9 protein-coding genes are annotated in these 13,832 nt (G+C 64.8%); all 9 read left to right on the top strand.

The window, feature by feature from the left end; all coding sequences use genetic code 11:
• Window positions 1-170: 170 nt before the first annotated feature.
• Complete coding sequence (locus E8M79_RS04420) at window positions 171-2,234, top strand: methyl-accepting chemotaxis protein (RefSeq protein WP_171015701.1); 2,064 nt, start codon at window positions 171-173, stop codon at window positions 2,232-2,234.
• Window positions 2,235-2,538: 304 nt separating this feature from the next.
• Entirely contained in the window at window positions 2,539-4,614 is a 2,076-nt protein-coding gene (locus E8M79_RS04425; protein ID WP_171015702.1) for a methyl-accepting chemotaxis protein, read from the top strand.
• 280 nt (window positions 4,615-4,894) lie between these two features.
• Window positions 4,895-6,931 carry a methyl-accepting chemotaxis protein gene (locus tag E8M79_RS04430; RefSeq protein ID WP_137150700.1) on the top strand — a complete coding sequence of 679 codons (2,037 nt, stop codon included), beginning with the start codon at window positions 4,895-4,897 and terminating at the stop codon, window positions 6,929-6,931.
• A gap of 214 nt (window positions 6,932-7,145) precedes the next feature.
• Complete coding sequence (locus E8M79_RS18645) at window positions 7,146-9,482, top strand: methyl-accepting chemotaxis protein (RefSeq protein ID WP_137150701.1); 2,337 nt, start codon at window positions 7,146-7,148, stop codon at window positions 9,480-9,482.
• A gap of 242 nt (window positions 9,483-9,724) precedes the next feature.
• The gene (locus E8M79_RS04440; RefSeq protein WP_137150702.1) at window positions 9,725-11,356 is read left to right on the top strand and encodes a globin-coupled sensor protein; all 1,632 of its coding nucleotides are present in this window, start codon (window positions 9,725-9,727) and stop codon (window positions 11,354-11,356) included.
• Window positions 11,357-11,444: 88 nt separating this feature from the next.
• On the top strand, window positions 11,445-11,825 hold the full coding sequence (locus tag E8M79_RS04445) for a DUF1801 domain-containing protein (RefSeq protein ID WP_137150703.1): 381 nt from the start codon (window positions 11,445-11,447) through the stop codon (window positions 11,823-11,825).
• Window positions 11,826-11,849: 24 nt separating this feature from the next.
• Window positions 11,850-12,224, top strand: coding sequence for a methylglyoxal synthase (locus tag E8M79_RS04450; protein WP_205747863.1), 375 nt, complete (start codon window positions 11,850-11,852; stop codon window positions 12,222-12,224).
• A 118-nt stretch (window positions 12,225-12,342) separates the two neighbouring features.
• On the top strand, window positions 12,343-13,125 hold the full coding sequence (locus E8M79_RS04455; protein ID WP_137150878.1) for an ABC transporter ATP-binding protein: 783 nt from the start codon (window positions 12,343-12,345) through the stop codon (window positions 13,123-13,125).
• Window positions 13,126-13,830, top strand: a complete 705-nt coding sequence (locus tag E8M79_RS04460; RefSeq protein WP_137150705.1) for an ABC transporter ATP-binding protein — start codon at window positions 13,126-13,128, stop codon at window positions 13,828-13,830.
• The last annotated feature ends 2 nt before the right edge of the window (window positions 13,831-13,832 follow it).

Below are 13,832 nucleotides of genomic sequence, written 5' to 3' on the forward strand. Positions count from 1 at the left end.
CCCGCCGGCGCCGGTGATTGCAGAGCCGATGAAAACGGGGCCTCAGGGCCCCGTTTTGTTGTCTGATAGCGGTTTACTGCGCCACGGCAACGCGATGTTAAGATGCTGTGCGCTATCCCGGGGCTACCATACAAGATTGTGGTTGTTCGGCAGCGGGGGGAATGCGCGGAATGAAGGCGAAGTCGGGTTTCTGGGGCAATATCAAGCTGACGACGGCTATTGCCGGACTGGTGTTGGGCAGTATCGTGGTGACGATCACAGCCTATTCGGTCAGTGGCTATCTCGATCTGCGGCGCCAGGCCGTGCAGCAGTCGATCAACCAGCAGGTCGCCAATCTGCAGGTGGCCGGCACGATCCTGGAAAAACGCCTGTCCGGCGCGGTGCTGACTTGGGCCGAGGATGGCAGTATTGCTGCGCTGCAGGCCTATTCGCTGCCCTTCTTCCACGACACGGCGGCCATCGATTCGGTGACGCGTATCACCCATGGCGCGGCGGCCATCTTCGGGCTTGATCCGGCCAGCGGTCAGTTCATCGCCAAATCAACCAGCTTTGAGGCTGCTGACGGCAAGCGGGTCATCGATTTTGCGCTCGATCCGGCCTCGCCCGAACAGGCCGCTTTGGCGCAGGGCCTGCCCTATTTTGGCACCGTGACCATGCAGGGCACGCGCTTTTTCGGCGCGTTCCAGCCCATGAGCAGTCTCAAGGGCGAGCTGATCGGCGCGTTCTTTGTGGGTAGCGATGCCGCCGTTGCCGAGGCGGCCGCTGATGCGAGCCTGGGTTCGACGGCGCTGCTTGGCCTGGTGCTGCTGGTCGTGCTGGGCGCGATCAGCCTAATTGCAACGCGCCTGCTCACCCGGCCCATTCCGCGCATCGCCAAGGCCATGGATGCCATTGCCGAAGGCCGGTTCGACACCGAAGTGCCCTATCTCAGCCGGGGCAATGAGCTGGGCGCCATGGCGCGGGCCGTGGACGTGTTCCGCGCCAATGGGCTGCGCGTCAGCGAAATGACCGAAGCCGAGGCTGCGCGTATCATTGCCGATCGCGATGCCCGTCAGGAGATGATGACCCAGTTGCAGTCGGCCTTCGGCCAGGTGGTGGATGCCGCTTCGGCTGGTGACTTTACCCGCCAGGTCGAGACCGAGTTCCCCGATCCCGAGCTCAATGGCCTGGCCAGGAGCATCAATGCGCTGGTGGCCAATTTCAACCGCGGCGTCACCGGCATTGGTGGTGTGCTGGCCGCCCTGGCCAATACCGATCTGCGTCAGCGCATGGATGGCGCCTACGAGGGCGCGTTCGCCACGCTGCAGACCGACATCAATGCGGTTGCCGACAAGCTGTCCGAAGTGGTGGGTCAGTTGCGCGAGACCTCTGGTACGCTCAAGACTGCTACCGGCGAAATCCTGAGCGGCGCCAATGATCTGTCCGAGCGCACCACGCGTCAGGCCGCCACGATCGAAGAGACCTCGGCGGCGATGGAAGAGCTGGCGCGCACGGTGATGCGCAATGCCGATCAGGCCGGCAAGGCCAGTGCGGTGGCCTCCACCGTCATGCGCGCTGCCGAAGACGGCGGCCTGGTGATGGAACAGGCGACGCAGGCCATGAGCCGCATTTCGCAGTCCTCGGGCAAGATCTCCAACATCATCGGGCTGATCGATGACATCGCGTTCCAGACCAACCTGTTGGCACTGAATGCCTCGGTGGAAGCGGCGCGTGCCGGCGATGCCGGCAAGGGCTTTGCCGTGGTGGCCGTCGAGGTTCGGCGGCTGGCCCAGTCGGCTGCCAATGCCTCCAGCGAGGTCAAGCAGCTGATCGAGCAGAGCGCCAATGAAGTGCGCGGCGGCACCTCGCTGGTGGGCGATGCCGCCAGCAAGCTTGAGGCGGTGCTGGAAGCCTCGCGCTCGTCGAGCGAGCTGATGACCGGCATTGCCAGCGATAGCCGCGACCAGGCGGGCGCCATCGATCAGGTGTCGATCGCCGTGCGCACCATGGACGAGATGACCCAGCACAATGCGGCGCTGGTGGAGGAGATCAACGCCGCCATCGAGCAGACCGAGGCCCAGGCAACCGCGCTCGACCTGATTGTCGATGTGTTCGCCGTGGACGATGATCGACGTTCGGCCGGAGCACAGGCCCGGCGGCCGGCCGCGGCGCGGACACCGGCTGCGGCGCCGCGCCGACCGGTGCCGAAGCGCCACGGCAATGCCGCTCTCGACAATGACTGGACGGCTTTCTAGGCTCGTCTCAACGAACAGCACGACAATAGGGGCGTCCGGCAGGGCGCCCCTATTGTTTTGCGGCGCCTGCTCGTGGCCCATGGCGCAGGGCCCTGGCCAGGGGCGCAATCGCGCCAGGCCGGCTCGGCGCGAAGATCGTCAAAGCAGTCCATATCGCTGTAAAAGCGGCGACGTCAGGCATCAACCTCGTTTTATTTCAATGGCTTAGCCGCATAAATAGAGGCAATACTTGGTTAATTTTGTGCTGTTACTGTTTTGTGACTGCGGGCTTTTTGCGCCTGGCGGATGATCCTGGAGTCTATTCATGACCAGTCGTATTGCTGCCTTTGCCGGTCGTATCAAGCTGACCACGATGATTGCCGCATTGGTGATCTCGGCGGTGATTGTGTCGGTCAGTGTGGTGACGCTGGCGCTCTATCTGAACCTCAGCGAGTCCTCGCGCCGCGATGCGATCAAGCAGCAGGACACCAATCTCAAGACTGCGGCGACCATTCTGGAAAGCAGCCTGCCGGGTGCGGAAGTGCAATGGTCCGACACTGGCAGCATTGACGCCATCAAGACCTGGGCCATGCCCAAGCAGTTCAGCAATGACGAATTGGTGGATTCCATCAAGCGGGTCACCGGCGAGGCCGCCACGCTGTTTGGCTGGAGCGAGGCCGATCAGGATTTCGTGCGCATGACCACCACCATCGTGGGGGCCGACGGCGCGCGCATCGTGGGCACCAAGCTGGGCCAGGACAGCGCCGCCTATCGCTCGATGATGGAGGGGAAGGTCTATTACGGTGCGGCCAATATCGTGGGTCGCCCGTTCTACACCGCCTATCAGCCCATCATTGACCAGGCCGGCAAGCCGGTGGGCATTGTCTTTGTCGGCATCGACCGCGCCGAGATCGATGCGCGCATCCAGGCAACGGTCCAGCTGCTGCTGATGGTGGGCGCCGGCGTTCTGGTGGTGCTGGGTGGCCTGGGCTATCTGCTGTCGCGCTTCATGATGGCGCCGGTGCCGCGCCTGGCCAAGGTGATGAAGCAGGTGGCCGATGGCCAGTATGACACCAGGATCGACTATCTGGGGCGCGGCAATGAAGTGGGCGACATGGCCCGTGCGGTGGAGGTGTTCCGCACGCGTGGCCTGGCGCTGGTGCAGATGACCGACGAAGAAAAGCAGGCCTCGCTGCGGCGTCGGGAAGAGCGCACCGACATGATGATGACGCTGCAGGCGGCCTTTGGCGAGGTGGTGGATGCGGCCATCTCGGGGGACTTCTCCAAGCGCGTGCATGCCCAGTTCCCCGATCCCGAGCTCAATGCCCTGGCCCAGAGCGTCAACCAGCTGGTCGAGACGGTGGACCGCGGCCTGTCCGAGACGGGCCATGTGCTGGCGGCGCTGGCCGATACCGATTTGCGGCAGCGCATGACCGGCACCTATCAGGGCGCCTTTGCCCGGCTGGCGGAAGACACCAATGCCGTAACCGACCGGCTGACCGATGTGGTCAGCAATGCCAAGCAGATTTCCGGCTCGCTCAAGCAAGCGACGGGCGAGATCCTGTCGGGCATCAATGATCTGGCCGAGCGGACCACCAAGCAGGCCGCAACCATCGAGGAGACCTCGGCGGCCATGGAACAGCTGGCCGGCACGGTGACCAGCAATGCCGAAATGGCCGAATCCGCCAGCAGCCAGGCACAGGCGGTGTCGGGCAATGCGGCCCAGAGCGGCGTGACGATGAACGAGGCCAATGCGGCCATGGAGCGGATCACCGCCAGCTCGGCCAAGATTTCCAGCATCATCGGTCTGATCGACGACATTGCTTTCCAGACCAATCTGCTGGCGCTCAATGCCTCGGTGGAGGCGGCGCGGGCCGGTGATGCCGGTGCCGGCTTTGCCGTGGTGGCGGTTGAGGTGCGGCGCCTGGCCCAGTCGGCGGCCAGTGCATCGGCCGACGTCAAGACGCTGATCGAGCAGTCGGCCATGGAAGTGCAGGGCGGCACGCGTCTGGTCTCCAGCGCCGCCGAGCAATTGGTCGGCATGCTGGCCGCGATCGATGAGAATGCGGCCATGATGCACAAGATCGCCGCCGCCAGCCGCACCCAGGCCGTCGCCATCGAGGAAGTGTCGGTGGCGGTGCGGACGCTTGACGAAATGACCCAGCACAATGCTGCGCTGGTCGAACAGACCAATGCCGCCATCGAGCAGACCGAGGCCCAGGCCAGCGAGCTCGATCGCGTGGTGGATGTGTTCACCATTGCCGGCAGCACCAAGGCTCCGCCGGCCGCCCGCCGGCCCGAACCCGCTCGGCCAGCCCCGGCGCAGCGCTCGGCTTCGGCGGCGCGCGGCTATCTCAGCCAGGGCAATGCGGCCGTTTCGACGGATTGGAACGAGTTCTAGATCAGCGCCGGCTGAACCGGACCTGTCTGACAGGGCGCCGCTTGCGGCGCCCTTTTTTCCGTGGCGACCGCGATCACAATTCACGGCGCATTAACGCTATCTAGATTATTCATTCCAAGTGGGCACCGAAAAGAATGCTGTGTCCAACCAACCCGTCGGACGGCAGAACGCCGCCCGACCACACCAATTGAATAGTCGTCAGAACGACATCCGGATGCTCGAATGCGGCCCAAGGCGGGTCGGACCGGACGGGTCGCCCTGACGAGACAGGAGTCCAGGAATGTTGCGCCTCTTCACCGGTTCCATCGCACGTCGGCTGTATAGCCTGCTGCTGGTTTTTGCGCTCGGCTTTGCCGGCGTGGTGACCTACCAGCTGAGCGCGCTGCGCGATAACCTGGGCGATTTCAAACGGACCGAACTCCAGTCGGTCGTGGAATCCGGCGTCTCGATCGTGCAGAACTATTACGATCAGGCGCAGGCCGGCACGCTGACCACCGAGGCAGCCCAGCAGGCGGCCAAGGAAACGCTGCGCCACATGCAGTATAGCGATGGCGGGTATCTGTTCATCGACGACTTTGACTACAACAATATCATGCACGGTTATCAGCCCGAAAAAGAGGGCTCCAACCGCCGCGACACCACCGACGTCAATGGCAAGCGCTACATGGAAGAGATGATCAACGGCGCCAAGGCGTCGGGCAGCTACTTCGTGGACTATGCCTTCAAGGACAAGGACGGCCTGTCCAAGGACAAGGTGACCTTTGCCAAGGCGTTCGAGCCCTGGGGCTGGACGGTGGCTTCGGGTGTGCTGCTGACCCAGGTCGATGCCATCTTCTGGGAAGCCGCTTTGACCAGCGGTGTGATCACCCTGGCCGTGATGGCGGTGGTTTTGGTGCTCGGCGGTCTGATCGCCCGCTCCATCAGCCAGCCGGTCTCCAAGCTCACGGCCAATATGCAGCGCCTGGCCAAGAACGAGTTCGACATCGTGCTGGAGGGCGAGAACCGGACCGACGAGATCGGCAATATGGTGCGCGCCGTGGCCGTGTTCCGCGAACAGGGCCTCAAGGTCAGCCAGATGACCGAGGCGGAAGCCGCCCGCATCATCGCCGACGAGCAGCAGCGCCGCACCATGATGAGCGAGCTGCAGGGCGCGTTCGGCGCGGTGGTGGATGCCGCCATTGCCGGCGACTTCACCCGCCGCGTCGAGGCCGAGTTCCCCGATCCCGAGCTCAATGGCCTGGCCAGCAGTGTCAACAGCCTGGTGCAGACCGTCGATGGCGGTCTCAGTGAAACCGGCCGCGTGCTCAAGGCCCTGGCCAATACGGACCTCACCGAGCGCGTGCAGGGCCAGTTCCATGGCGCCTTTGGCGAGCTGCAGGCCGATACCAATGCGGTGGCCGACCGGCTGACCGACGTGGTGGAGCGTCTCAAGACCACCTCGCAGACCCTGCGCACGGCGACGGGCGAGATCCTTGCTGGCGCCAATGACCTCTCCGAACGCACCACCAAGCAGGCCGCCACCATCGAGGAAACCTCGGCGACCATGGAACAGCTGGCCGGCACGGTGTTGCAGAATGCCGAACGCGCCCGCGACGCCAGCGTCAATGCCAGCGAAGTCACCCGCACCGCTGAAGAGAGCGGCCAGGTGATGCAGAAGGCCAATGAGGCCATGTCGGCCATCGAGGCCAGCTCGGCCAAGATCTCCAACATCATCGGCATGATCGATGACATCGCCTTCCAGACCAATCTGCTGGCGCTCAATGCCTCGGTGGAAGCGGCCCGTGCTGGCGATGCCGGCAAGGGCTTTGCCGTGGTGGCCGTGGAAGTCCGCCGCCTGGCGCAGAGCGCGGCTTCGGCCTCGGCTGATGTCAAGCTGCTGATCGAACAGTCCGCCAATGAAGTGACCATGGGCTCGCGCCTGGTGTCGGATGCAGCCGGACGGCTGAGCAAGATGCTCGAGGCGGCCCGCGAGAACAATGCGCTGATGGAAGGCATTGCCCGCGAGAGCCGCGAGCAGGCTTCGGCCATCGAAGAGGTCAATGTCGCCGTCCGCCAGATGGACGAGATGACCCAGCACAATGCGGCGCTGGTGGAAGAAACCAATGCGGCCATCGAGCAGACCGAGGGCCAGACCGGCGAGCTCGACCAGATCGTGGCCGTGTTCACCACCCATGCGGCGCCCGTCGCCCATGCCGCGCCGAGCCGCGCGGCCAAGCGTCCGGCCCCCGTTGCTGCCCCGGCCAGCAAGCAGAAGGCCGCCACGCAATATCTCAGCCAGGGCAATGCGGCCATCTCGACGGACTGGAACGAGTTCTAGGTCGTTCCAGCCGAATTGAAACAGCCAGAAGGGGCGTCGCTAGCGGCGCCCCTTTCGCATTGGTGGGCGCCGCCACAATTGTACTTAACCTGGGCTTAAGCGGCACCGGTCAGTGTGGAGGGGCGCCGGCGGCCAGGAGGCCGGGAGCCGGTGCTGGTCCTGGCTGACGCCGCTGTGTGCAGGCGGCGGTCCGGCTGTGTGGGGAAGTGTTGAAGTGCGTCAGCTGAAACTGTCTTTCAAATTGCCTGCGGTGATCATGGGCGTGGCCTTGGCCAGCGTGGTCACGGTCGGCGGGGTGGGTGTTGTGCTGGGCCTCGGCCAGGCCAGCCAGCAGACACAGCAGCGGCTCACGGCGGCGGCCGATGCCGCTGCTCTTGATCTGCAGGCGGCACTCGATGGTGCCGCGCTCGATCTGACGCTATTGGCCGCGCGCGGTGACACCGCCCAGGCCATCACAGAATTTTCTGCCGCCCTGCCGCAGCAGGGCGATGTGGCCGAGCAACTGCAGGCCGCCTATATCACTGCCAATCCCAATCCGGCTGATGCGCGCTACCAACTCGATGCTTCCACCAGCCTTGGCGCCTACGACACAGCCCATGCCCATTGGCATGGTCCGCTGCGCGCCCAGCGGCTGGGGCGCGGCTATGCTGATATTGCCCTGTTCGACGCCAATCTGACGGCGGTCTATTCGGTCGACAAGCGCGCCGATTTCGGCACCGGCTTTGCGACAGGCGCCGGCCCCTGGGCCAGCTCGGCCCTGGGGACACTGGTGCGGTCGGCCATTGCTGCCCCGGCCGGCAGCGTCGCAATGGCCGATGTCGCCGGCTATGGCGCGGCGGGCGATGCGCCCATGGCGTTCCTGGCGACACCGGTTGTTGCCGAGGGGCAGGCCGTTGGCGTGGCGTCCGTTGCCTTGCCGCTGGCGTTTTTTGAGCAGGCCGCGCGGCGAGCCCAGACCCTTGGCAACGATGGTGCCGTGCTGCTGGTCGGCGACGACGGGGCAATCCTGGCTGCGGCCGGCCTCGGGACGGTGCAGCCCATGGCAAACCTTGTCGGCAGCGCCGGCGTGGCGGCGATGCTGGCCGATCCACAGGCGGTGGGCGATCTCACCCTTGCCGATGGTCAGGCCTATCGCGCCATGGCGCGGCCGCTGCAGTTTGCCGGCCATGACTGGGCTATGCTGGCGCTGGAGCGGCCGGCGGTCGCCGCGGCCGCCGTGACCGGCCTGGGCCTGGGCGTGCTGATTGCCGGCGGCATTGTGCTGGTTGGCGCGGCGCTGGTGGCGCTGCTGTTTGCGGCGCGGGTGATGCGCCCGGTCATCGGCCTCACCGATGCCATGGCCGATATTGCCGACAATGAACTCGATGCCCGCGTGCCGGGGCTGGAGCGGGCCGACGAGCTGGGCTTTATGGCCGAGGCCGTCGCCACGGTGCGCGACAAGGGGCGCAAGCTGCGCGACCTGCGGGCCATGGAGCAGGACAATCAGGCCGAGCGTGCGCAGCACGACGCGATCCTCAGCCAGCTGCATGATGAGATTGCGGGCATAATGGCCGCCGTGGCGGCGGGGGACTATGGTCAGCGGCTGTCGCTGGACCGGCTCGATGCCGATCTGCGGGCGCTGGCCGAGCCGGTCAACCGGGCCGTGGCCGCCCTTGATGATGGCCTGGCCGGGCTGGGCGATGTCCTGTCCGATCTGGTTCCGCCCCCAGCGGGCCAGGCCTATGCGCCCGGGCTCGCGGGTCTGACAGAGATCGCGGGCGCCCTGGCCAGCCGAACGGCGGTGCTGGAAGCCGAACTGGCCACGCGCCGGCATGCCGAGGCCGAGCAGGCCGAGGCTCTGGCCGCCGTGGCCGAGACGCTGGGCGAACATGCCGACCAGCAGGGGCAGGCGCTCGATCAGGCCGGCGGCACGCTGGCGGGTTGCAAGCAGACCATTGCCGATGGTGTGGCGCTGGCCGAGCAGGCCAGATCCCAGGCGCACGCCATTGCTGCGGGCGCTTCGAGCAGCGGTCGCGTCATGGACGAGGCGACGGCGGCCATGCAGCGCATTGGCGCCGCCTCAGCGCAGATCGCCAATATTGTCGGGCTGATCGACGATATTGCCTTTCAGACCAATTTGCTGGCCCTCAACGCCTCGGTGGAGGCTGCCCGCGCCGGCGAGGCGGGCAAGGGCTTTGCGGTGGTTGCCGTGGAAGTGCGCCGTCTGGCGCAATCGGCGGCTGCGGCCTCGGCCGATATCAAACAGATGATCGAGAACAGTGTCGCCGAAGTCGATGGCGGTTCGCGCCTGGTTGGCGAGGCGGCCCAGGGGCTGGCGGGCATGCAGCAGGCCATTGGCGACAATGTTGCCGTGCTTGAGGCGCTGTTGCACAGCAGCCAGGCTGAACTGGCAACCGTGGACAGTATTGCCCAGGCCTTTGGCGGCCTGGCGGCCCTGTCGCAGCAGGCCGGTCATCTGGTCGAAACGATTCGGGCCCTGGGCGAGGGGCAAAGCGTGCATTTGGATGCACCGCGGCCGGTGGTGTTGCCGTCGGCGCGGCGGGCTGGTTAATTGCCGCCCATACCCCCAGCGGTGCACCAGGTTCTGGCTGCCCGGTACTTGCCAGCAACAAGTCGGGACGTGTTGCTATTGGCCCCCTGTGTTCCGCCGCAGCGATGGATTATTCCTTCCAAACAGGTATTTATCCATGGTTAACAGTATGAGGCGTAAGATTGCGTAGGATTGATCCGCATCAAACGCCTGGGATTTGAGCGCTGATCAAGTGATTCAATATTGAACATTTGGTGCGCACTATGAAAAACAAGCCGGAGCTTCAGGACCGCCTCGACTTTATCGGCCTCGACGACGCTGCCCGCCAAAGGCTGTCCAGCGTGCAGGGCGCTCTGGACAAGCACCTGCCGATCGCGCTGGACAAATTCTACGCCAAGATCAGAACCGTACCGGCTGTTGCCCGCTTCTTCGACGGCAAGCCGCAGATGGACCGGGCGCAGGGCAAGCAGATCGGCCATTGGAAAGCCATCGGGGCCGGCGCCTTTGACGATGCCTATTTCGAGGCCAGCGGCAAGGTTGGCCTGCGCCATGCCCAGATCGGCCTCGAGCCGCGCTGGCACATTGGCGGCTATGGCGTGATCGCCGAGACGCTGGTGCAGGGCTTGGTCGAAGAGCTGATGCAGGCCGCCGTCCAGCCCAAGCGCGGGCGCTTTGGCCAGAAGGTTGCGCCCGATCCTGAAGAGGTGATGGCGGCGAGCCGGCAGATGAGCCTGGTGCTCTCGGACGTGCTCAAGTCCATGCTGCTCGATATCGACATCGGCGTTTCAGCCTATTTCGAGAAGCTCACCTCCGAGGCCCGCACCGCGGATGAGGCGGCTAAGCAGAAGGTCAGCCGCGCGGTCGATCTGACCGGTGCCGTGCTGCAGGATCTCGCCCGTGGCGACCTGACGAGCCGCATTACCGAAGATTTCGAGCCAGAATTCGAGCAGATCAAGAGCGACACCAATGCGGTCGCCGATCGCCTGACATCCATCGTTGGCCAATTGCGCCAGACGTCGCGGTCGCTGCGGACGGCGACGGGTGAAATCCTGGCCGGCGCCAATGATCTGGCCGATCGCACCACGCGCCAGGCCGCGACTATTGAAGAGACCACCGCCGCAGTCGAACAGCTGTCCTCCACCGTGGTGGAGAATGCCAAGATGGCGGGGGTCGCCAGCGACAAGGCCCAGGCCGTGTCGCAGAACGCTACCGTGGGCGGCACTGTCATGGGCGAAGCCAATAGCGCCATGGGCGCCATCCAGGCGTCATCGTCCAAGATCTCCAACATCATCGGGCTGATCGACGACATCGCTTTCCAGACCAATTTGCTCGCGCTCAATGCTTCGGTGGAAGCCGCCCGCGCTGGCGATGCCGGCAAGGGCTTTGCCGTGGTGGCCGTGGAAGTCCGCCGTCTGGCCCAGTCGGCGGCCAATGCCTCGGCCGAGGTCAAACAGTTGATCGAGACCAGCGCGGCTGAAGTGCGCAGCGGCACCCAGCTGGTGTCCAAGGCCGCCGATACGTTGCTCGACATTCTGACCAGCGCGCAGGAAAGCGCGCAGCTGATCGACACCATTGCCTCGGCCAATCGCCAGCAGTCCGATGCCCTGGGCGAAATTGCCGTGGCGGTGCGGCAGATGGATGAGATGACCCAGCACAATGCGGCGCTGGTCGAAGAGACCAATGCGGCCATCGAGCAGACCGAGGGCCAGGCCAGCCAGCTCGACGAGATCGTCGACGTGTTTGTCCTGGGTGACGAGGCGGCCCACGCCACCGCGCCCACCCGTCAGCCGGCCCGGCCGAAGGCCGCTATCAAGCCGGCCGCTTCTGCCAAACCGGTCCGGGCGCTCAAGACCACCAGCAGTGCCGCCGTCTCGCCGGACTGGAACGAGTTCTAGCCCAAGCCTGCTGACGGGGCCTGTCAGCACCGTGATGCCATAGCTCCGCATCGGACACAGATCAGATGTCCTGTGCGGAGCTTTTTTCATGACGCAGCGGGAGCAGATTGCGCTGGATTGGCCAGCGGTGGACGGTCTGCTGGCGCCCATGCCGGCCCCCATCGCCAGCCTGGCCCGCGAGCTGATCGCGGCCATTGCCTGCCATCCCGGGCTACGTGGCCGCGTCATGCCCGGTTGGCGCTCGGTCAATTTCCGCCATGCCCAGGCCGGGCATGTCTGCGCGGTGTTTGCCCAGCCCGAGCGGGTGTCGCTCTATTTCGAGCATGGGCGCTTACTGCAGGATGATGCGGGCCTTCTGGTGGGCGAGGGGCTCAAGAAAGGCCGCGTGCTGCGCCTCCTGCCCGGCGACGCCGTGCCGCGTGACACGGTTGCGGTCCTGCTGGCCGAGGCCATTGCCCTTTTTGCCTGAACCATGCTTGAAGCAGGGAGCAAAATGGAGATCGGCATGGCGCGTATCGGGCTGGTGGCACACGACGACAAGAAGGACGAATTGTGCGCCTGGGCCGAACGGCACAGGCACAAGCTGTCCGAGCATGAGCTGTGGGGCACGGGCACCACGGGCAGCCGGGTGATCGCGGCGACGGGCCTGCCGGTCACCCTGCTCAAGAGCGGACCATTGGGCGGCGACCAGCAATTGGGCGCCATGATCGCCGAGGGGCGGCTGGACGTCTTGATCTTCTTCATCGATCCGCTGTCGGCCCAGCCGCATGATGTCGACGTCAAGGCGCTGACCCGGCTCGCCACGCTTTACGACGTGATGTGCGCCAACAATGAGGCCACGGCCAATGCCGTGCTGGCCTATCTCTAGGGGGCGCAGAACGCCTCCAATCAGCACATGGTTGACCATGTGCCCGCCATATGAGCAGATGCCGCAAAATCGCCCGGACTAAACCGGGCACCCTTGGCTCAGGAAACAGGCTTTATTGGTGTCCTCCGACCTGGTTATTGACGTTCGCAACGTCAGCAAACGCTTTGGCGGTCTGACCGCTGTCAACAACTGCTCCCTCTCGGTCCGGCGTGGCTCGGTCACCGGGCTGATCGGCCCGAACGGCGCCGGCAAGTCCACGCTGTTCAACATCGTGGCCGGCAATATCGTGCCCGACGAGGGCGCGATCATCTTTGACGGGCGCGACGTGACGGGCCTGGCGCCCCATGAGCTGTTCCGCACCGGCATGCTGCGCACCTTTCAGATCGCGCATGAATTCTCCAATATGACGGCATTGGAGAACCTGATGATGGTCCCCGGCGACCAGCCCGGCGAATCGCTGGGCAATGCCTGGTTCCGCCCCGGCCTCAGCCGCTCGCGCGAGACCGAGGTGCGCAAGAAGGCGCTCGACGTCATCGATTTCCTCAAGCTGGGCCATGTGCGCAATGAGCTGGCCGGCAATCTCAGCGGCGGGCAGAAAAAGCTGCTCGAGCTTGGCCGCACCATGATGGTGGACGCCAAGGTGGTGCTGCTCGACGAAGTGGCAGCCGGCGTCAACAAGACCCTGCTCAATGATTTGGCGGCCAATATCGAACGCATGAACACCGAACTGGGCTACACCTTCTTTGTCATCGAGCATGACATGGATCTGATCGGTCGCCTGTGCGACCCGGTCATCGTCATGGCCCAGGGCGAAAAGATCGCCGAAGGCCCGATGAGCGAAATCCGCGCCAATCCGGCGATTGTCGAAGCCTATTTCGGCACACCGGTGGAGGTCGCGTAGATGCCACTTATCGAACTCAAGCATGTCGTGGGCGGCTATGGCGGCGCGCCGATCCTCAATGGCGTCAACATGGCCATCGAGCAATCCGACATCGGCGTCATCGTCGGCCCCAATGGCGCGGGCAAGTCGACCACGCTCAAGGCCATTTTCGGCCTGCTCAAGGTCACCGCCGGTACCATTGATTTCCTTGGCGAAAATGTCGCCAATTCCCTGCCCGACAAGCTCGTGCCCAAGGGGCTGAGCTTTGTGCCGCAGGAAAAGAACGTCTTCACCTCCATGAGCGTGGAAGAGAACCTTGAGATGGGGGCCTTCACCCGCAAGGACAGCTTTGCCGAGACCATGGCCTGGGTTTACGAGATGTTCCCCGTGCTGGCGGAAAAGCGCCGGCAGCCGGCGGGCGAGCTCTCGGGCGGCCAGCGTCAGATGGTGGCCATGGGCCGCGCCCTGATGAGCAAGCCCAAGTTGCTGATGCTCGATGAGCCCTCGGCGGGCCTGTCGCCGCGCTATGTCATCGAGATCTTTGAGACCATCGTGCGGGTCAATGCCGAGGGCGTTGGCATCCTGATGGTCGAACAGAATGCGCGCCAGGCGCTGGCCTTTGCCTCCAAGGGCTTTGTGCTGGCTGGCGGGCAGAACCGCTTCACCGGCACGGGCGCCGAGCTCATTGCCGATCCCGAAGTCGCCAAAAGTTTCCTCGGGGGCTAAGC

The sequence above is a fragment of the Devosia sp. FKR38 genome (assembly GCF_005222805.1).
Lineage (GTDB): Bacteria > Pseudomonadota > Alphaproteobacteria > Rhizobiales > Devosiaceae > Devosia.